At 59.3% G+C, this 19,393-nt stretch carries 18 protein-coding genes; 7 read left to right on the top strand and 11 right to left on the bottom strand.

What is annotated here, in order from left to right; all coding sequences use genetic code 11:
* Positions 1-4 precede the first annotated feature (4 nt).
* Complete coding sequence (locus WHT83_RS24095) at positions 5-2,368, top strand: hypothetical protein (protein ID WP_406872601.1); 2,364 nt, start codon at positions 5-7, stop codon at positions 2,366-2,368.
* Between the two features lie 688 nt (positions 2,369-3,056).
* Entirely contained in the window at positions 3,057-3,317 is a 261-nt protein-coding gene (locus WHT83_RS24090; RefSeq protein ID WP_406872600.1) for a hypothetical protein, read from the top strand.
* Positions 3,318-3,622: 305 nt separating this feature from the next.
* Here WHT83_RS24090 and WHT83_RS24085 read toward each other — a convergent pair whose 3' ends face one another.
* The 7 genes from WHT83_RS24085 to WHT83_RS24055 all read right to left on the bottom strand — a co-directional run bounded on the left by WHT83_RS24085 (position 3,623) and on the right by WHT83_RS24055 (position 9,321).
* The gene (locus WHT83_RS24085) at positions 3,623-4,306 is read right to left on the bottom strand and encodes an Abi family protein (RefSeq protein WP_406872599.1); all 684 of its coding nucleotides are present in this window, start codon (positions 4,304-4,306) and stop codon (positions 3,623-3,625) included.
* 124 nt (positions 4,307-4,430) lie between these two features.
* Entirely contained in the window at positions 4,431-5,318 is an 888-nt protein-coding gene (locus WHT83_RS24080; protein WP_406872598.1) for an IS1 family transposase, read from the bottom strand.
* 31 nt (positions 5,319-5,349) lie between these two features.
* Entirely contained in the window at positions 5,350-6,498 is a 1,149-nt protein-coding gene (locus tag WHT83_RS24075) for an ImmA/IrrE family metallo-endopeptidase (RefSeq protein ID WP_406872597.1), read from the bottom strand.
* 12 nt (positions 6,499-6,510) lie between these two features.
* Positions 6,511-7,182 carry a hypothetical protein gene (locus WHT83_RS24070; protein ID WP_406872596.1) on the bottom strand — a complete coding sequence of 224 codons (672 nt, stop codon included), beginning with the start codon at positions 7,180-7,182 and terminating at the stop codon, positions 6,511-6,513.
* Between the two features lie 67 nt (positions 7,183-7,249).
* Positions 7,250-7,483 (bottom strand): RNA-binding protein, encoded by a 234-nt coding sequence (locus WHT83_RS24065; protein WP_406872595.1) that lies wholly within the window; start codon positions 7,481-7,483, stop codon positions 7,250-7,252.
* 683 nt (positions 7,484-8,166) lie between these two features.
* The gene (locus tag WHT83_RS24060; protein ID WP_406872594.1) at positions 8,167-8,490 is read right to left on the bottom strand and encodes a hypothetical protein; all 324 of its coding nucleotides are present in this window, start codon (positions 8,488-8,490) and stop codon (positions 8,167-8,169) included.
* A gap of 138 nt (positions 8,491-8,628) precedes the next feature.
* A complete protein-coding gene (locus WHT83_RS24055; RefSeq protein WP_406872593.1) occupies positions 8,629-9,321 on the bottom strand; it encodes a TetR/AcrR family transcriptional regulator in 693 nt (230 codons plus the stop codon).
* A gap of 133 nt (positions 9,322-9,454) precedes the next feature.
* Between WHT83_RS24055 and WHT83_RS24050 the strand changes: the two genes are divergently transcribed.
* From WHT83_RS24050 to WHT83_RS24040, 3 genes are read left to right on the top strand one after another with little or no spacing between them, the layout of a single operon-like run.
* The gene (locus tag WHT83_RS24050; RefSeq protein ID WP_406872592.1) at positions 9,455-10,204 is read left to right on the top strand and encodes an SDR family NAD(P)-dependent oxidoreductase; all 750 of its coding nucleotides are present in this window, start codon (positions 9,455-9,457) and stop codon (positions 10,202-10,204) included.
* 7 nt (positions 10,205-10,211) lie between these two features.
* Positions 10,212-11,423 (top strand): acyl-CoA dehydrogenase family protein, encoded by a 1,212-nt coding sequence (locus WHT83_RS24045; protein WP_183264778.1) that lies wholly within the window; start codon positions 10,212-10,214, stop codon positions 11,421-11,423.
* 37 nt (positions 11,424-11,460) lie between these two features.
* The gene (locus tag WHT83_RS24040) at positions 11,461-12,477 is read left to right on the top strand and encodes a phosphotransferase family protein (RefSeq protein WP_406872591.1); all 1,017 of its coding nucleotides are present in this window, start codon (positions 11,461-11,463) and stop codon (positions 12,475-12,477) included.
* Positions 12,478-12,605: 128 nt separating this feature from the next.
* On the opposite strand, the gene WHT83_RS24035 is transcribed toward WHT83_RS24040, so the two are convergent.
* The 4 genes from WHT83_RS24035 to WHT83_RS24020 form a co-directional block, all read right to left on the bottom strand.
* Complete coding sequence (locus WHT83_RS24035) at positions 12,606-13,529, bottom strand: branched-chain amino acid transaminase (RefSeq protein ID WP_406872590.1); 924 nt, start codon at positions 13,527-13,529, stop codon at positions 12,606-12,608.
* Positions 13,530-13,728: 199 nt separating this feature from the next.
* Complete coding sequence (locus tag WHT83_RS24030; protein ID WP_406872589.1) at positions 13,729-14,757, bottom strand: ABC transporter substrate-binding protein; 1,029 nt, start codon at positions 14,755-14,757, stop codon at positions 13,729-13,731.
* 605 nt (positions 14,758-15,362) lie between these two features.
* Positions 15,363-16,427: a threonine aldolase family protein gene (locus WHT83_RS24025; RefSeq protein ID WP_406872588.1), complete on the bottom strand. Its 1,065-nt coding sequence runs from the start codon at positions 16,425-16,427 to the stop codon at positions 15,363-15,365.
* A 103-nt stretch (positions 16,428-16,530) separates the two neighbouring features.
* Positions 16,531-17,247: a GntR family transcriptional regulator gene (locus WHT83_RS24020; RefSeq protein ID WP_406872587.1), complete on the bottom strand. Its 717-nt coding sequence runs from the start codon at positions 17,245-17,247 to the stop codon at positions 16,531-16,533.
* A 286-nt stretch (positions 17,248-17,533) separates the two neighbouring features.
* On the opposite strand from WHT83_RS24020, the gene WHT83_RS24015 reads away from it, so the two are divergent.
* Positions 17,534-18,448, top strand: coding sequence for a 3-hydroxyacyl-CoA dehydrogenase (locus WHT83_RS24015; protein ID WP_406872586.1), 915 nt, complete (start codon positions 17,534-17,536; stop codon positions 18,446-18,448).
* Between the two features lie 5 nt (positions 18,449-18,453).
* Positions 18,454-19,386 (top strand): 3-keto-5-aminohexanoate cleavage protein, encoded by a 933-nt coding sequence (locus WHT83_RS24010; protein WP_108606935.1) that lies wholly within the window; start codon positions 18,454-18,456, stop codon positions 19,384-19,386.
* The last annotated feature ends 7 nt before the right edge of the window (positions 19,387-19,393 follow it).

Raw genomic sequence — 19,393 nt, 5'->3', positions numbered from 1 at the left:
TCCAATGAAGAAACTCAGTGGCTACGACTTGAATGGCTGGCGCGACTTGGCCGCCCGGAACTGGGTGCTCCAATCCGACGGGAAAGAAGATGAAGTACCTTCGTCGCTCATCGAGGGCGGGTTGATGGGCGTCGTGGTGCAAACGGGCGACGGATCTCGGTCTACCCTGATCGGTGGGGCTCAGGGCACGATTTCGCCTCACGGACTCGGCGAGGGCTGGGGTGCAGTCGGGAAACACGGACGTCGAACTAGGATACGAGACTTTCTTTCCGGTGATGAGGTCTCGGTCGAGCAACTCACGGCCGCTCTGACGGGACTTTCTTCAGCGGCGAGCTTTGGCGTTGCGAGCCTCGACGATGTCCCTGGCACCAGCGAAGTCCTGCAGGAGCGGATGCTGGCGGCATTGCGGAAAGCGAAGATTTCCACGCCGTTGCTGGTTTGGCGCTCGGTTCTCGCTGCCCTCTACGCGATCGAAATCGGCGATATCACCAGCGGTCAAAGTCTGGGAGTGATCTGCCATTCCGCGACCGGGCTGTCCGTGCAGCGTCTGAAAATCCGTGCAGAGCGCGATCAGGGCAGGGACATACTTGCTCCTGAAAGAAAAGCAAACGGGAGGCTCCTGTTATCGGAATGGGGATACGAAGGTCTGGCCGCCCGCGCAAAGCAAGATGTTTTCGCCTGTGCTTCCACCGACAGGACTGAACATCTGGAGTGGGCTCGGTCGATCGGACGCCTGATGCTCGGGATGACGGCTGGCCCCGAGGTGCTCCGAATGAGGAACGGTGACTGGGAGATCATTACTCCGCCGACGCTGCTGGGCGGCCTCACGGGCTTGAGGCTCCCGGAGGGATTGGCTGCTGAACTATCAGGATGCGATGTCGTTCTGGTCGAAAGCCTAGCTGAAGGCGAGGTCCGTTCGAAGTTGCTTGAGCAAATTCGTGAGCTCGTATTGGGTCCGATCATGCTGTCACCAGATGCTGTTGCTGAAGGGGCCTTGCTGGCTGCACGCCGGCTCAGCAAGCGCGAGCCCGTCTACTTTGACTTTCTGCCGCAAATCTCGACGATCGTGCAGCGTCGCGATGGCGCGGAAAATTACGACCTCATCGACCCTGAGGCCACGCTATCAGCAGGCGAAGTCTATCGTAGCCCGAAACCTGCGCGCTTCGCCATACAGGCGGGGCAGGAGACCTTCTCGATTTTCCTTCGAAAGGAGACGTCAGAGCATGCGCGAAAGGCGCAGGTAAGCATCGGCGTCAGTTCGAAAGAACTCGTTCCCGTCGATCTCTGGGTCGAGCAGAGCCCCGCCGCGGGGCGTGCGAAAATCCTGCTCCACTCTGAATCGTCTGGTCATCGGTTCCAAGTGGATTGGGACGGTGCCGAAGAACTTGCGGAAAGCTGGGAGGATTTGCTTGCCAGTCTCCAACGTGGCAAGCCCACAATCCCGGCGCGATTGGTGTTGCCCTGTGGGCTCGGTGCCTGGAATGACAGCAACCGGGGCGACGGACTTTACAAGTTGCTGGAAAAGGGCGTCGATCGCGACGAGGTGGATTGGGCAGCTCTTGCGAGCAAACTTTCAGCTCGCCCGGACGGACAATACGCCATTTCCAGCGACGGTGAGCTTCCGGGATCGATCACGGAGACCGGTCGGGCAAACCTGCTTCAGGTAACTGAGAGGGCTATTGAGCATGTACAAGCCCGACTTGCAGGTCGTGTTGCTGCTAACAATGACAGCTTGCGGTTTCTGACGTGGCAGTTCCGCCGCTGCCCTCCGGTGGTATCTGAGTGGCTCTTGGATGCTTTGGATCAGGAAGTCAGGGGCTATCATCTGTTTACGCTCGGTGCTCACTGGAAGCTCGGCTATCAGGGGTTGGGCCGTATCGCAGGAACTAGGAGCTCAGAGCAGCAGGCCATCCACAAAATTCTCGGGAAAACGATCGATTTGTGGAGCTGGCAACGTGAGACGGCGGCGATGGCCTTCATTTTGTCGCGGTCGGAAACTGCGCCGCAGTTGCTAACTCGAAAGGACGTTGAACGGATCGCAAAGCGCGTGCTCCGTGAGTTCGATGAAAGTCTAAAGTCCACCTATACTCGGTTCCAATATGCGCCTTTGCTGTTGGTCGGGCTCCTGCGGTGGAGGTCGGTTGAACCTTTCGCACTTGTCGCGGGGCAAGATCCGGTCGCGGACAAGCTCGCGCACAGCGTCGAGAAAACGCTCTCCGATCTACGTCATTCGTCTCGTCTCCGAGCGTTGGCCAAGTACGGACGCATTTTAGAGCAGACGCTCGATGAATTGCGGGGCGAGGGGACCAATCCGGATCTCCTTTTGGATATCTTCGGAGGAACGGAAAGTTCCGACAATGAAAGCTGATCATCCATTGAGCGGCGCTGTCCTTCGATCGAGAAGAGGTTGTCTGCCGCCTTTGAGGTTCTCACATCGCGCCAGGAATGGCATCGTGTATCGCTGCACGTCATCGACGAGGTCGTCGAGAGGGTTAAGGACGGACCGATTGCGGGTATGAGTACGACCGGCTGAGGCGAGGCTGAGGTCTAGCGGTTAGGTCGGCAACCCATCATGAAAGAGACCTTGTCATGCATTCAACAGACGCACATTGCTTTGCATGCGGCTACGATAAGCCGTTGATGATTGGTGGCCTGATGTCGAACTATCATGTGTACTCGACCCAGCCAGTGAGCTGCCAAAACTGCAACGAGATAACCACTGCAAATTACAAAGCCCTTCCGCTGACGTGTGAGGTCTGCAACTCGTCAAGCGTGTCGCAGATGCGCGTCCCCGCAAATTGGTTAGGGGACGATGATTCAAATGCTGAAGAATGGGCGGGGCGCTTGTTGCCCGCGTTGGGTTCCATCGGCAATGACCACTTAGACTTGTCCGGTGACTACGAGTGCCCAAAATGTGGCAAGTGTGAACTCCGTTTTGGGACGAACTATGCCGGACACGGCTATATGAGTGCCGATTAAAGTTTCGCATTCGGCGGTCATCCCTTAGCGCTAATGAAGAACCTGAAGCAACGTGGGGCCGCCTTGTGGGAGGGGAAATGGCTTTTAATTCCGGCGTATATGATCCACACCGTAAGCCCGATAAGGTCGCCAAGAACAAAAAGCGAGAGAAAGAACGGCAAGAGTTCTTCATTGAATTCTCGGAAGAAAATCCGAGCGGAAACCCCATATTTAAGGAAGGAGAACGGCCGTTCACTCTAAGTTTCACAGAACGCGTTGGGAAGAAGAAAAAATCAAAAAAGCTGAATAAAAAGAATATGTTGAAGCAGAGCGTAAAGCGATCAAAAAGAAGGGGGTAGTTAGGTCGCTGAGCAATCACGCTGGGAAGGTCAAGGGTTTGTGATTCACGACTTCCGAAGATTCTTGTCCACGGGTGTTTCTGGCACCGACACCCCGGGTGTGTCGCTACGCAACAACTCCTGCAACGCGGCGCGAATTTTGGCAGGCGAAGTTTGCAGGCAATGTGCGACGTGACGTCGCCGCGATCGCGGCCCTAAGCCAGCTCGGATGGCGCGTTGCCGTCGTGTGGGAATGCGGCCTGAGGTCGGTCGCCGGCGTCGAGTCCACCACGGACCGCGTCGCAGGGTAGTGTCTCACTTTGAAATTACGCTGGCTTCGCTGGCTTAGGCTTTTCTTTCCATATGTCTCCGAAATTACACGTCGTCTCTGCGAAAGCAGATGTGGCAGGACACATGGCGGCAACGATGCGCGCAAGCTTTTCGCGACGGTCGTCTAAAGGTAGGTGAAATATCGGCTCATGGTGTGCGACGCGATTTCGGAGCGTCAGTAATTCGTCGCAGATTGTCCAGGCGGCGGCTCTGTCCAAGCCAGTATCATGCGCAAACACCTTCACCAGATTATATCTCCATGAGTAGTGATTGTACTTCTCTGAGAGTTGGGAAACCCAAAAGCCAGCCGATAAATCTGACACAACAACCGATGTGCTAACAGGGCGCACCCCGCGATCTCTCTCCTGTCTAAGAAGGGTCTCCGTTAAGCGTCTGCGATCATCGCCTTTAAGGTTTCGAACGAAATCGTTCTGCTTATATGGCCAGCCTTCCTTGTATTTCCAAATAAAAAAGTCATTCATCTTGTTTCTTAGGCAAATCTCCCATGATTGTAGGTATATATATAGGGATTGGGAGATTTTTGCATTCCACTGGTATAACTGGATGGCATCCTTTTCATTGCTACCGGACGCCCCTAGATATGTCCCAAAGCGTGGCGAGCTTAGGGATTTCTTAAACAGTGTGGCGAAATCAGGGTTTTTTTCAAACGTCTCTTGCATACCCGAAGCGTCCGCTCTAAGTTGGTGTGGTGAGCCTCAGGAAACGGTCACTGCGCTTGACGCACACCCCCAGAGGACGGGAATAAGGGAAAGCGGGTTGCGGGAGCAGCCCGCTTTTTCCCGTTTAGGCAGTGCGCTTTTTGTATGACCCCCTCGGCCCTGGCTTCGGCGCAACGGCGTTCATCTTGTCGCAAATGTCATTCATTGACCAGAGCGTATTCGAAACCCCGGCAGCCATTGCGGGCGACATTTTCAGCGTCTTGTGAATGCGAATGAAGTTGTACCAGACCGTGTACAGCGCGACCATGTGCACGTGGTTTTCAAACTTCTTTGAGAACGCATTGGTGAGGCGCGTAAAGCGGCGCATCTGCATCCGCATGGTGAGGTTCTGCCCTTCAACGTGCGACGTGCTGACGTGGGCCAGATCGGGCGAGCCTTCAATCCGCGTCTTGGTCGCGCCAGTGCACACGGCGGGGCTGTAGCGGCGTTCCTGTGGCACCGCCTTGCCTTCCGGCTCACCGTACTGCTTCACAAGCATGGCGTAATCGATGTCCGCTCCAAAGGCTTCCTCGACCGCGTTGAGGTAAGCGCGATGGCCGTCTGTCGTAAGCTGGACGCGATTGGCAAGGCGTTCCTTCACGTCATCCATGAAGGCCAGCGCATACTCGCCATCACGACCGCCGACGAGCCAGGAAATGATAAGCTTGCTGTCGCTGTCGAGAGCGGTCCACGTCCATGTGTCGCCAGCGCCCTCAACGCGGTTCTTCATGGCTGCGACGTTCTTTTGCTTCGCGCCAGTGAATGACCAGATTTCATCGCACTGGACGCGCTTGGCGTTCACGTTGCGGACTTCGCGGTCGTGCAGATCGGCGCAGAATTTGCCAGCATCAACAAGCAGCTTGGAAACCGTGTTGATCGACACGTCGGCAACGCGCGAGATAGACCGCATCGAAGAACCCTCGCAAAGCATGGTGAGGATTTGGACGCGGGTTTTCAGGGGCAGCTTGTTCATGCCCCTAATATCTGAACTTTTATGCTTAGTGTCAAGCGTATATGTTCGGTTTTAACCGTAGCTGAACGACGGTTTCGCCGAAGAAGCCCTTTTCTGTCCCGCACAACATCTCAATATCCTGTGCGTTCAAATTGAGGGCATCGACAATTTCCGCTTTGGTCCTCACCCCGTGCTTGATGAGCATATCTAAGGCTGCCATGAGGATCGAAGGTGCTTCCGTTTTGAATGCCGTATCAAGAGGCTCCCGTTTCCTCATGCCTTTTGCTGAAAGTTGCCGGTAGAGGTAGCTAACCTGCGTTGGGGAAAGTATCCCAAGCTCCTTGCAGCGGTATATCATCGCCGCCACCGATACCCGCCAACGCTCTTTTAGCTTTAGGAAGTAGTGAACAGAAGTCGACACCACTTCACGAGAAAAAACCTCCCTCGGAAGCAAGAATGCGCCAGCGAAATAGTTCGCTTGGCGTTCGATCTTATTTATGTTTTCTGATGTAACGTCGACACCGTTGTGTAGCAAGATATGCCCAAGCTCGTGCGCTAGGTCGAAGTTGAACCTGGGCAATTCGTCCCTGTCAGCGCTGCATAGGATGAACGGGCGTCCGCCTTGCCAACGGGAGACTGCATCCATGTCCTCGCACTCAACCGGCTCTTTTATGATGATGACGCCATTGGCCTCCAGTACCTTGGAAAGATGGAAAACCGGCCCGCGTCCCAATTGCCAATGGTCGCGAACGGCCCCGGCAATACGCTCCAGCGCGTGTTCGTCTCCAGTTTCCCAGTCCCAATCAAAGACTGGCAGATTAACCTTTGGCAGCTCGATAAAGCCTTCGATGTAGCTAATAATATCCCACGCCCATTCGAGGCGACGAGCAATCCTCAACCGATCAGGCTTGTTCATCCGCTTAAGGCCTCGCCAGAATGGCGAGCCAAAACTTCCAACGTCGCGTGGCCTATTTGTCGTGAAGAAGGATGGAGGCTGCCCGGTGGCCGCAATGATCTTCGACAGCGCCTCGGCAGAAGGCGCTATCTGACCAGTCTCATATTGACCGACCGCCTGTCGCGTGACGCCGAGCATTTCAGCGAAGCTTTCAACTGTGTAGCCTCGGGCTTCACGCGCTTCGCGAATCCTCTCGGGCACAACACGCGGCGGCGTCGCCGGGGTCGTGCGAAAAATGTTCGACATAATATCTGCCTGCTACCTCTGCTTCTTCTTGTCAGACTTGGTGTCCATGAAGCGCTCGACAACATCGAGCTTGAACTTCATCGCCGTCGTCGGGTCGGGAGGCGGTGGCACATGCGGCTCTACGCTAAGCGTACCAGCGTTCCGCATGATGTTGATGCGGCCGAGAAACACCTTCCTATTAGCCTCAGGCATGCACCAACAAACATGCGTAAGGCCACCAATCAGGTCAGCGTTGAAGGACAGCCACGCATAGTATTTGTCCGGCGCTATCTCATGGAACGGGACGACCTTGCCGTCATTGAAAAGATCAAGTTGGTTGCTGAGGCTCTTGTCCTGACGGATCGGCGCGTCCTGCGGAAAGGCTCCCTCCGAATCTGTCCGAACCATGTGCGCTTCGAAGTCGGCAGCAGTGATGTTCAGAAGGTGCGAACTCCCCGTTGTGTTGGGTACTTCCACAGTTTCGAATGGAAGGCTGCCGTTCAAGCAATCCTGGCGAAACTGCCACATCGCCGCTACGCGGCGAAACAGGCCTCTATGATCGTCGCCTATTGAGGTCGTAAGCCACGGCGTGTTGCGCCGCATGTCATCTGCAAGGGATACGCCTGTCGCAAGGGCGCGGATGACCGCGACATCTGTGCTCGCGGGGAAAGCGCCCCGCAATTGATCTTCAAACTCAGCCGACATCCGAAAATCCTTGTCATCGTGAGATGCAAGTCTATTACCAGATTCAGCAAGTCGTGCAAAGTGAATTCTATTTCTTTCCCCATCGGCTTTCCGCTGCTTTCTTGGCGATCTCGGCGCGGCGCTCCGGCGTCATGTTCTCGGCGCGCTTCTTCCCGCCCTTGGCTCCTAGAGCCTTGGCCGCAGGGTCTTTGCCGTCGTCAATGACATCGTCGGCGTCCTCGCCTGTGGCAATGCGCATGACGCGGACGGCGTTGCCGATCACGTCGGCGGGGCGCTTCTGGCCTTTAGGTCCGGTTGGCATTCAGTTGCTCCCTGCATGGCTGAAGACAACCGTACCGTCGTCTTTGCGAACTTCTACCGCTACGATACCGTCATCCAGCTTTCGAGCGGGAAAGGTCGCTATGGCGTGATCCCTCGCGGCCTTCTCGGCATCGAATGGCGTCTTCGCCACAATGCCTGTTTTCCCATACCATATGATAGTGAAGGCCATAGCCGATCCAATGCTTTGCGCTAAGCATATAGGAGTTCGGGGCCGGATGCGACAACGGCGCGTTCAAATTTCAAACTGAGACACTACCCGTCGCAGGCTGGCTTCGGTCAGGCGGTGCCATGCTGGAAGCGGGGGCGAGATCATTTCCGAGGTGTGAGAGCTGGTTCAAAGTTGCGAATTTCACGCAGCTCAGATGTCAAATGGTACGCCAAGCGAAATCGCCCGGTGCAGGACGCGGTGGCAGTTGGCGCACAGGCATCTGAGGTCATTGAGGCTCGTCGCGTGGCCCCGGCTCCATGTTGGCGACGTGGGTAGCGCGTGATGCAGAACGGATCAAACGGCCATACGTCGCGGTGCGTCTGCTTTTCGCAGAACCAGTCCAAAAGCGGCCATTCCGCTTGGCCCAATGTCGGTCATTCCAGCGGCCGCTCCCGCTCCCGTTTTGGATGCTGCCCGTCCGCCCCCCACATGGATTTTTCCTAGGGCTAGCTCTTTCAAACTGCGATCTGAAGCAAATGTCGGAATCGGTAGTTGCGTGTCCCCGCAACCAAATAACAAAACGCCCGTGTCAGAAATGACGCGGGCGTTTTGCTGTTCAACTGCCGGTGACGCGCCGATCGGAACCGCAGCAAAACCCCGCAAGCACGCAAACGCCGACAAAGCCGGGCAAAAAAGACAAAATCCTGGCTCCAAAACCAACCCAACTTTCGAACAACCCGCGCTCTCGGCGGGTTTTTCGCTTTCAGGGATATGGCAAGGATACCGGCCAGATCGCCGCGTATGTCGATCGGTAGTTCGTCCGCTTCCGGCGTCGGCATGATCTCATCCACAGGCGAGTGGAAGATGTCTGCCCGTCATCTGCTTGGCCTCGGAAGCTTCTTGCAAGGCGCATCGTACAGTTCGGCGACCTGAAGCCGGTAGTAGGCAGCCCCGGCCAGTGCGCAGCCCGACGCAGTTCAACCTCGCGGAAGGACCGTCGCCGCGACGATCCCCGTGACCGCGTCGGTATATTGCTCGACGCTCGTGGAGCGCTTGCGGTATTTGGCCCGCTTCACGTACCAGTCCTGCAACAGGGGCTTGATCAGCGACGCGGTCAGTTCGATATCGGCGATGGCGAACTTGCCGATGGCCACGCCCTGGCGAAGCACGGCGGCGAAAATCTCTTCGGTCGCAGCCTCACTGTCGACGGCCATCCGCCGTTCGGCCGCCGGAAACGATTTGGCTTCCATGTAAGCAAAGACGAACCACGGCTGCATCGCCTCGGTCAGCCGGATATGGGTCTCGATCAGCCATTTGAGATGGCCAAGCGGATCGTCAGCGGTCCCCTCCGGGGCGGCCCTGAGGACCTCGCTTACCGTCGTCGAAACCTCGCCGAGGATCATCGACAGCAGGGTTGTCTTGTTGTCGAAATAGGAATAGAGCCCGCCCATGCTGAGACCGGACGCTTGCGCCAGGTCGCGCAGGCTGGTGGCGTGGAAGCCCTGCTTGTTCGAAAGCTTCAGCGTCGCCTCGATGATGCGCGCGAGATTGGCGACGGCGACATGCGGTTTCTGCACGCGCACGGTGTCGCGATGCCGGTCGAGGATGCGCGCACACAGCGCCTCCGTCGAGAATGCGGCCGTCCACTGCCTTTGCCCCGCGAAGTTCAACCTGCCTCCCATCGCCTGCGACCTGTGGCGCGCGCCATCTGCCGTCGAGATAGCAGCAATTGCCTGGTTGCAAAAGGGGAGGCAGGCGAATAAAGAAAACGAGCGCTCGCTCGATTTTTGAGGTGATCACCTGATGCTGTTCGAAGATATCCAGGAAAAGACCGCCCTCATCACCGGCGCCTCCGGCGGCCTCGGCCTGCATTTCGCCGAGCTGCTCGCAAACCATGGCGTCAGCGTCACGCTCGCCGCGCGCCGCCGCGAGGCGCTGGACGACGCTTGCGCCAGCATCGCTGCTTCCGGCGGCAAGGCCAGCGCGATCCAGATGGACGTGACCGACAGCGCCTCGGTGGCTGCGGCGCTGGCTGGCAAAAGCTTCGACATCCTGATCAACAATGCCGGCATCTCCGGGGCGTCCCGCGCGCTCGACCTCGACGAGGCCGAATGGGACCGGGTGCTGGACACCAATCTCAAGGGCGTCTTTGTCGTTTCCCAGGCGGTGGCGCGCGGCATGAAGGCTTTGGGCCGGGGTGGGGCGATCGTCAACATTGCCTCGATCCTGGGGCACCGCGTTGCCGGCAATCTCAGCGCCTATGCCGTGTCCAAGGCCGGCGTGATCCAGCTGACCAAGGCGCTGGCGCTCGAATGGGCGCGCGAGGGCATCCGGGTCAACGCGCTATGCCCCGGCTATATCGAGACAGACATCAACCGCGAGTTCTTTACCTCCCCAGCCGGGCTTGACCTCATCAAGCGCATCCCGCAGCGCCGCCTCGGCCATCCGCGAGAACTCGACGGCGCGCTGCTGCTGCTTGCTTCCGCCGCCGGCAGCTACATCACCGGCTCGTCGATCGAGGTCGATGGCGGCCATCTCGTTTCGTCACTGTGAGGCCATCATGAATTTCGAAATTCCCGCCAGCGTCGAAGAATACCGCAGCCGCATCGCAGCGTTTGTCGCGCGCGAGATCCTGCCGCTGGAGGCCGACAAGGCGTCTTATGACGCGCATGGCAACATCGCCCTGCCGTTGCTCGACACACTTCGCGCCAAGGCCAGGGCCGCCGGGCTGTGGTGCCTGCAGCTCAAGCCTGAAACTGGCGGTGCCGGACTTGGCAAGATGGGCATGGCGGTCTGCTACGAGGAGATGAACCGCTCGATCTTCGGCCCGGTGGTGTTCAATTCTGCCGCGCCCGACGACGGCAACATGATGGTGCTGGAGGCGCTGGGCACGCCCGACCAGAAGGAAAAATGGCTGAAGCCGATCGTCGAGGGCAAGGTACGCTCGGCATTCGCCATGACCGAACCGCATCCTGGCGGTGGCTCCGATCCATCGATGATCGCCACCCGCGCCGAGAAACGCGGCGACAAATATGTCGTCAGCGGCCGCAAGTGGTTCATCACCGGCGCCGAGGACGCCAGCCACTTCATCCTGATCGCCCGTACCTCCGACGATCCGAAGCAGGGATTGTCGGCATTGATGTTTCACCGGGATCAGCCGGGCTGGTCCATCAAGCGCCGCATCGAGATCATGGGGCCGGAGGAGCATGGCGGCCATTGCGAGCTTGAATTCGACGGGCTGGAAATCCCCGTCGAAAATATGCTCGCCGGCGAGGGCAGGGGCATGAAGGTGACACAGGTGCGGCTCGGGCCGGCCCGGCTCACCCACTGCATGCGCTGGCTCGGCCTGTCCAAGCGTTGCGTCGAGATCGCGCGCGCCTATGCCTCCGAACGCTACGGTTTCGGCGTCCGCCTCGCCGATCGCGAGAGCATCCAGCTCAAGCTCGGCGACCTCGCCATGCGCATCGAGATCGGCCGCCTGCTGGTGATGAAGGCGGCTTGGGAACTCGACGGGGGCGGCTTCGCCCGCAAGGAAGTGTCGATGGCCAAAGTGCAGGTCGCCAATGTGCTGCACGACGCCGCCGACGTGGCGATCCAGATCAATGGTGCCCGGGGTTATTCCAAGGATACCGTGCTCGAATGGATTTATCGCTATGCCCGCCAGGCGCGGCTGGTCGACGGCGCTGACGAAGTGCACAAGATGGTGCTGAACCGCTCCCTCAATGAGGAAGGTTCTGGTTTCTGGCGCTGGAACGTCGAAGGCGAGGCATAGCGCTTTGATGGCCCAGGATGACAAGGCGCAAAACGCCATGAACGCAGATTTCGATCCGGCAGCGCTCGAGGCGTTTCTCGGCGGGCGCTTCGGCGAGGGCCAAATGACGCTTGAACGCATCGGCGGCGGCCAGTCCAATCCGACCTATTTCGTCGATTTCGGTGCCCGCCGCATGGTGTTGCGCAAGAAGCCGGCCGGGCCGATCCTGCGCGGGGCGCATGCCATCGACCGCGAGTTCCGCGTGCTGGAAGCGCTGGCGCCGACCAGTGCGCCGGTGCCGAAGCCGGTGCTCTACCACGATGGCGACGCGCCGCTTGGCACGCCGTTTTACCTCATGGAGCGCCTCGAAGGTCGCGTTTTCCATGACTGCTCGCTGCCGGGTCTTTCCCCCGACGAGCGGCGTGGCATCTATCTCGGCATGGCCGAGGCGATGGCCAAACTGCATGCGGTGCGCCCGGACGGGGTCGGCCTCGGCGACTACGGCAAGCCAGGCAATTATTTCGAACGCCAGATCGGTCGCTGGACAAGGCAACTCAGGGAATCGCCAGGCGAACGTATCCCTGTCTTGGAGGCGGTGGCCGACTGGCTGCCGCAGAACATGCCGGCGGACGATGGGCGCGTGTCGATCGCGCATGGCGATTTCCGGCTCGGCAACCTGCTGTTTCATCCCGAAAAGCCCGAGGTGATCGGTATCCTCGACTGGGAGTTGTCAACGCTCGGCCACCCGCTTGCCGATCTCGGCTTCTGCTCGATGACCTGGCATTGCTCGCCTGACGAATATGGTGGCATCCTTGGTCTCGACATTGCGGCTCTCGGCATTCCGAGCCAACGCGAATTCCTCGACCATTATTTCGCGCATGCGACGCCGACCGCGCCGCTCGAACGCTTCCACCTGGTCTTTTCGCTGTTTCGTTTTGCCGTGATCTTTGTCGGCATTGCCGATCGGGCGCGCGCCGGCAACGCGGCTTCGAACAATGCCGCTGATGTCGCTCCGCTGGCCGGCCGCTTCGCTGAGAGGGCCATGGAAATCATCGGTGGCGCCCGGCCCTGGTGACAGGACACTGAAAGCCGCCGCCCTGACGCAGCGTTGATCGGACCGTAGTAGGCACTTTCCGACCTGGCGGCTCTGGCCCCTCATGCCGGGTGAGGCGGCATCGAACCGAGGCCGCCTCGAAATCCGCGTCAGGTTTGATGCACGCGGGTCAACCAACCCTGCTCCAAGGCAGTCTGGCCGATCACCGCATCGAAGTAGCCGCGCTGCAGGTCCGCTGTCATCGGCCCTCGGGAGCCATCGCCGATCGATATGCCGTCAACGTCGACCACCGGCAGCACTTCCGCGGCCGAACCGACCAGGAAGATCTCCCGGGCAGTGTAAAGTTCTGTCTTGTCGACGGGCCTTTCGGTCACCTGGATTCCCGCTTCCCGCGCCAGATGCAAGATCGTGTCGCGAGTGATGCTTTCGAGAATGCCGCTCGTCACATCTGGTGTGATGAGTTCGTCGCGGCGGCGCAGAAAGATGCAGGCTCCGGGCGACTCCGCGACGGTGCCGGCGTTGTTGAGGAGGATCGCGTCGTCATAGCCATCATGCCTGGCCTGGAGCCTGGCAAGACGGCTGTTGACATAATTGCCGCTTGTCTTGATGCGCGGCGGCATGGAACCATCGGAAATGCGCGTCCATGCGCTGACCTGACAGCGGATGCCGGTCTGGGCCTTGCTGCTTCGCGCGAGAGGCAGTGCAGAAATTGCGTAGCTGACAGGACCAGGGACAATGTGTTCGCCCTTGCCGTCGAGATAGGCGATCGCGCGAATGTGCACGGGCTCGCGGACATTGTTGCGCCGCAAAAGCTCGATCGTCCGGTCGTTGATCTCGTCGGCCGAGAAAGTCGGTTCGAACCTCAGCAGCTTCATCGATTGAAACAGCCGTTCGGTATGTTCCTGGAGGCGAAAAGCGAAGAGCTCCTGATCGCTATCGCTCCAATACGCGCACAGCCCTTCAAAGGCAGCCAAGCCATACTTGACGGCAGGCGACATCACATGCGTGACGGCCTCCTCATATCCAATGAGCTTGCCATTCTGGACGATATAATTTGGAAGCGGCTCGGGCACTTTTTTCTCCGAAAATTTAGGTCAGTTCGGTGGTCGCCGGTGAGGCTCCCTGGCGACGGGGCCGAACGCGCTGCGTCGCCGTTCAAATCGGGAGCAGACGAGGTCGTCGACTGCTCCCAAGACGTCATTGTGGGCTTTGGCGTGGCGGCAGGGGCCCGGTGGAATGCCTCCGGGCCGGGGGCGGCCGGTCGGCGCCAGCCTATTGCGCTTCAAGCCGCTTGCGAACGTCGAGGCCGACACCCTTGTTGACGAACTGGTCGGTGACGACCGTCTCAAGGTCAACTTCGCCGGGCTTGTAGAGGCCGACTTCCATCAGGTCGTCAAACCAGCTGGCAAAGCGCTTCAGGTCGATCGCGCCGAGGCCCACTTTCAGCGTGTCGCCGCCGTCAACGAGGCCGAGACGCTGGATCTCGGCGATTTCCGCATCGAGCTTTGCGTCCGTCATTTCCGGATTGTCTTTCTTGATCAGTGCATTGGCCTGCTTGCGGTCGCCATAGAGATAGTTGTTCCATCCGATGATCGAAGCATCGATGAAGCGCTGCACCAGGTCGGGGTTCTTTTCGATGATTTCCCGACGCGTCTCGATGATGTTCGAATAGCCGGACCAGCCATAGTCGGCGAGCAGGAATACGTCCGGCTTGAATGTGTCGATGTAGAGGGGTTCCGCAGTGGCATAGGCTTGCTGGACGGCTTCCGGGTCGGCAAGGAACGGCGCCAGCGTGAAGCTATACGCCTTCACCTGGTCGTCGCTGAGACCAAACTTGTGCTTCACCCATGGCCAGTACGTGAACTGGGCAGCTCGGGCCACATAGATCGTCCGGGCCCGGCGCATATCGGCGAGATCCTTGTACTTGCCCGGATGAGCCATCAGCGTCGTCGGATCTCTTTGGAAAAAGGCCGCCACCATCGCCGTCGGTATCTTCTGGCGGCTGTTTTCCAGTGCCAACTGCGGCACCGAAAGCAGAAAGTCGACCTTGCCGGCAGACAGCAGGCTACGGGTGTTTATCTGCGGCCCGCCCTGCACGATCCTGACATCGAGACCGTACTGCTTGTATGTTCCGTCGGCGAGCGCCTGATAAAACCCGGCGTGGCCACCCTGAGCTTTCCAGTTGGTCGCGAAGGCGATCTCCTCCTGCGCTTCGGCCTTGAGGCTCGATCCCATCAGGCCGACAGCAAGAGACAAGACCAGCCCCAGTTGCTTCAGCGCAACCTTGATCCTTGATTTCACGTCATTTCCTCCCATTGGTCCTGGCACGACTGGGCAGCCTTGCCGGACAGGTTTCAGTTCACCGGATGCGGGGTTTCTGAATCAGAAGCCTGCTCCGCCGCGGTCATCGAGCTTTTCGAGCAAGCGGCCGACCTTCGGCACCCCAACCGCGAGGGCGGAAGCGAACCGTTCAGCCGATTGACGATTGCGGCAGGATCGCGCTCTCCCCTCCTGCCTGCATTGCGAAAGCGTCACGCCTCCTCCATGACCTTTCCAATCGTAAAGTATCTTGCCATGCGATCAGTTTGCGAGTCAATGCGTTCGTGATCTGTGATCATACCCAGGAAGAAGCGATCTCGGGAACGGGTCATCTGCACGAACGGGCTTGGTTTGCCGTGGCGCAAGCCTTTGATTTCAAAAGGCATAGGTGCCGGTGATGCCGGGCTTGCGAGCTCGGGAGGGAGCGTTGTGGTCTCCGGCTATTTCGGCGCGATGTCCAATCGTGCTCGCCGCACGGTATGCGTCTCGCCTGCACGCGCGCGGGCCGGAGATTTTTCATCGCGGCGGTATCCAGCCTCTATCCGAGGCTGGTTCAGGCTAGCGCTGTCTCGATCAGGCCGCCCGTGTCAGGCGCTGTATTGCCGGATCAGATCTGTCAGCCTGTCAATGTCGGCATCGGCGGTCCCAAATGAACAAATGAAGCGCACGAGCACTTCGTCATCAGCCGGCCGGTCGGCAGGGAGCAGGCATTTCGCATCCCAGAGATGATAGCGGGCGCCCGCTGCACGAAGCGCCGCGTCCATTCCCCGTGGAAGGGTTGCGAAAACGACATTCGCCTCTGTCGCCCAGGGGAGCCGCACAGTGGGCATCTCGGCCAGTCGCGCGGCTAGCTGCCCCGCAGCGCGATTGGCATGACGGGCAAGGTCGAGCCAATGGTCGTCGGCGAGATATGCGGTCATCTGTGCACCAAGAAAACGGCCTTTCGACAGTGTCTGGCCGCCCTTCTTGCGGCGAAAAGCAAAATCGGCAGCCTTGGACATATCGAAGAACACGATGGCTTCGCAGGCGAGGGCGCCGTTTTTCGTCGCCCCCAGGGAAAGAACATCGATGCCGGCTTTCCACGTGATCTCTGCCGGTGCCGTGTCGAGGGCTGCGACGGCGTTAGCGAACCGCGCTCCGTCCATGTGGACACTCATTCCGGCACCATGTGCGAGATCGGCAATCGAACGTATCTCGCTCGGACGGTAGACGGTTCCGGATTCCGTCGCCTGCGAGATCGACAGCGCACCCGGCTGTACCTGCCTGGCGACATCTGGCGGGAACTGCTGCAACCTGGATGCGAGCGCTTGAGGGTCCATCTTGCCGGCTGGTCCGGCAATGCCGACCAGCTTGCCGCCATTGGTGAAGAATTCCGGCGCCCCGCACTCGCTGTCGATCAGGTGGGCATTGTCGTGACAAAAAACGGCTCTGGAGGGCGGAGAAATAGCCGACACCGCAAGTGCATTGCTGACAGTCCCAGTCGTGACAAAAAAGACAGCCACGTCGCATCCAAAAACATCTGCGATGGCGGCTTCGGCTCGTTTCGTCCAGATGTCACCGCCGTACGGGGACTGATCGCCATCGTTGCTTTCGACGATCGCCTTCAGAATATTCGGACTGGCGCCAGAGGTGTTGTCGCTAAGAAAATTCATTACTTGAAAATCCGGAATGGTCGAGATTGGTTGTTCGACAACAGGTTATTTCGCGCAGGTCCGCGGACATGTATTGAACAAGACGCGCGTGTCTTTGTCGACGTCAGACGGGCTCTGGCAAGTTTGTCCAAAGTTGATTTGAACCAAGTATAAACTCGCCGGATGACCTGATGTCGGCAACCACGGCGGCTCGCGCGGCGTTCCCGTCCTGATTGATGATCGCTTCAACGAGGCGGGCGTGATGCGTCTCCGCGTTTCCGCTCGCGAGCCGCTGGGACGCCCGCAGGTCCAGGTTGATCACCGGTCCCACCTTGAGCCACAGCCCTTCGATGATGGAGACGAGAATTGGCGAGCCGGCGGCTTCATAGACGGCAAAATGCAGTTCCTTGTTCAACTGCAGCGAACTGTCCACTTCGGAATCGCCTTTGCCAACGGCGTCACGGAAATCCTTGTCGTAGTCCAATATCAGCTTGAGATCGCGGCTGGTTCGATGCGCGGCAGCTTCGGCCGCAGCAAACCCCTCGATCTCGGTGCGGATGCGCAGCAGCTCCTCGAACTTTGCCCTTGTCATCAACGGGACGCTTATGGCCCTGTTGGGCAGAAGGGAGAGGGCGCCTTCGGCGACCAGGCGCGTGACCGCTTCCCTCACCGGCATGATGGACACGCCCAATGCCTCGGCCACGGATCGCAGTGAAAGCTTCTCGTTCGGTGCAAGCTTTCCCGACATGATGAGCTGTCTAAGCTTGAGATAGGCACGCTCGCCGAGCGTGACGCGCTCCAATTGCCCCATCTGGGTCAGGGCGGTGTCGGTCTGTTCCAAAATCGGTACTCGCAGGTTTTTTGGGCGGGCAATCCTTGCAACGTTATCCGTAATCACCTGATCACAGCAAGTGGGCGTGCGTCGCGCACTGCGGTTGTTGTGGGTTCGGCGCGCTGAACAGCGCAATCACCGATCGTACCCCAACTTGCAATCGCGGCAACAACTGTCCTGCCATGTGCAGGCCGGATGTGCGTCGCGATTTTTCCTAGACAGGGTGTCGACGATGCGTTAGTCGTGATCTGTGATCACAGATTAATTCAGGTGTGTCGAGGAAAAAGGGCGTTTCATGCGGTCAGTTGGCATAGTCGGCGCCGGGCTTATCGGCCGATCCTGGGCCGTCGTGTTCGCCAGGGCCGGCTGGTCGGTGAACCTGTTCGACAGCGACCGACGCAGTCTCGAGGCGGCGGCAGGCGCCATCGGAAAGATCATCGAGGAGGACGGACTCTCCGAGGTGTCCGGCGTGGTTCGGCTGTCGGCCTCGCTTGAAGATGCGGTCGATGGTGTTTGCCTTGTCCAGGAATGCGGACCCGAGGCAGCGGACAAGAAGAGAGAGCTGTTTGCGAAGATCGACGCGGTCGCTTCGAGCGATGTCATTCTCGCGTCGTCGACCTCGACGATCATGCCCTCGGCGTTTGCCAGCGGCTTGCCGGGCCGTCATCGATGCCTTGTCGCGCATCCGGTCAATCCCCCGCATCTGATCCCGGTGGTCGAGCTCTGCGGCGGCGAATGGACGGATTTCGAAGTCATTTCACGGGCGGGCGAGTTCTATCGGGACGTCGGTCAAGTTCCTGTTGTCGTCAGGCGCGAGGTGCAGGGATTTGTCCTCAACCGCCTTCAGGCAGCGTTGCTGGCCGAGGCGCTGCGTCTTGTCGGCGATGGTGTGATCAGCGCCCACGATCTCGACAGGACCGTTTCGGACGGCCTGGGCCTTCGCTGGGCGTTCATGGGGCCGCTGGCGACGATCGAACTCAACGCGCCCGGTGGCATCGGCGACTACCTCCAGCGCTACGGCGGAATATTCCGGGAAATCACCGCCGCGCCGGCGCCTTCGTCGGTGTGGGACGCCGGTAACGTCGAGCGTGTTGTTGAAAGCTGGGGCCTGCCGCCCACCCCCGACATGATTACTGCCAAGAGCGAGTGGCGTGACCGCCGCCTGCAGGCCCTTGGCGATCACAAGAAGCAGCAAGATACCAATCGTTGAGAGCCATGGCCATTTCCAACAAAGTCATCATCACCTGTGCCGTGACCGGCGCTATTCACACGCCTTCGATGTCGCCGCACCTTCCGGTGTCGCCCGAGGAGATCGCGGAAGCCGCGATCGGCGCCGCGGAAGCCGGCGCTGCGATCGTGCATCTGCATGCCCGCGATCCGATAACCGGAAAGCCGGATCAGACGCCCGAAGGATTCGAGCCCTTCCTGAAAGTGGTCAAGCAGCGTTCGGACTGCGTGATCAACATCACCACCGGCGGTGCGCCGTGGATGAAGGTGGAAGAGCGGATCAAGCCGGCGGCGGTATACAAGCCGGAGGTTGCGTCGCTGAACATGGGCTCGTTCAATTTCGGGCTGTTCCCGATGCTTGATCGTTTCAAGGAGTTCAAGCACGATTGGGAACGAGAGGCGCTGGAATCCTCCAGGGACCTGATTTTCCGAAATACCTTCAAGGACATCGAGTACGCGCTCCGCTCCCTGGGCGAGGCCGAAACCCGCTTCGAATTCGAGTGCTACGACACCGGCCACCTCTACAACCTGCATTACTTCCTGCAGCGCGGCCTGGTGAAGCCGCCGCTGTTCATCCAGACGGTGTTTGGCATCTTGGGTGGCATCGGCCCCCATCCGGAAGATGTGCTGCATATGAAGCGCACGGCCGATCGGTTGTTTGGCGACCAGTACAAATGGTCGGTGCTGGGCGCTGGACGCAACCAGATGCCCATCGCTGCGATGGCAGCCGCGATGGGCGGAAACGTCCGTGTCGGCCTGGAAGATTCGCTGTGGATCGGCCCCGGCCAGTTGGCCAAGACGAATGCACAGCAGGTTTCGCGTGCGCGCCAGATCATCGAGGGGCTCGGCCTCGAGATCGCGACGGCGCAGGAGGCGCGCGAGATACTGGCGCTGAAGGGCGGAGACAAGGTCGCCTTCTAGTCTAGCC

The organism is Aminobacter sp. P9b (assembly GCF_045345995.1).
GTDB lineage: Bacteria > Pseudomonadota > Alphaproteobacteria > Rhizobiales > Rhizobiaceae > Aminobacter > Aminobacter niigataensis.
The sequence above is the reverse complement of the archived record's forward strand: the minus strand, read 5'-3'. Positions and strand labels throughout refer to the sequence as shown.

Coding starts and splice junctions, on each gene's coding strand:
- WHT83_RS24070 (WP_406872596.1), bottom strand. CDS start 7,182: ATGTCGGCTGAGTTTGAAGATCAATTGCGGGGCGCTTTCCCCGCGAGC.
- WHT83_RS24080 (WP_406872598.1), bottom strand. CDS start 5,318: ATGAACAAGCTGCCCCTGAAAACCCGCGTCCAAATCCTCACCATGCTT.
- WHT83_RS24045 (WP_183264778.1), top strand. CDS start 10,212: ATGAATTTCGAAATTCCCGCCAGCGTCGAAGAATACCGCAGCCGCATC.
- WHT83_RS24015 (WP_406872586.1), top strand. CDS start 17,534: ATGCGGTCAGTTGGCATAGTCGGCGCCGGGCTTATCGGCCGATCCTGG.
- WHT83_RS24095 (WP_406872601.1), top strand. CDS start 5: ATGAAGAAACTCAGTGGCTACGACTTGAATGGCTGGCGCGACTTGGCC.
- WHT83_RS24010 (WP_108606935.1), top strand. CDS start 18,454: ATGGCCATTTCCAACAAAGTCATCATCACCTGTGCCGTGACCGGCGCT.
- WHT83_RS24060 (WP_406872594.1), bottom strand. CDS start 8,490: ATGCCGACGCCGGAAGCGGACGAACTACCGATCGACATACGCGGCGAT.
- WHT83_RS24085 (WP_406872599.1), bottom strand. CDS start 4,306: ATGCAAGAGACGTTTGAAAAAAACCCTGATTTCGCCACACTGTTTAAG.
- WHT83_RS24075 (WP_406872597.1), bottom strand. CDS start 6,498: ATGTCGAACATTTTTCGCACGACCCCGGCGACGCCGCCGCGTGTTGTG.
- WHT83_RS24090 (WP_406872600.1), top strand. CDS start 3,057: ATGGCTTTTAATTCCGGCGTATATGATCCACACCGTAAGCCCGATAAG.
- WHT83_RS24040 (WP_406872591.1), top strand. CDS start 11,461: ATGAACGCAGATTTCGATCCGGCAGCGCTCGAGGCGTTTCTCGGCGGG.
- WHT83_RS24050 (WP_406872592.1), top strand. CDS start 9,455: ATGCTGTTCGAAGATATCCAGGAAAAGACCGCCCTCATCACCGGCGCC.
- WHT83_RS24025 (WP_406872588.1), bottom strand. CDS start 16,427: ATGAATTTTCTTAGCGACAACACCTCTGGCGCCAGTCCGAATATTCTG.
- WHT83_RS24065 (WP_406872595.1), bottom strand. CDS start 7,483: ATGCCAACCGGACCTAAAGGCCAGAAGCGCCCCGCCGACGTGATCGGC.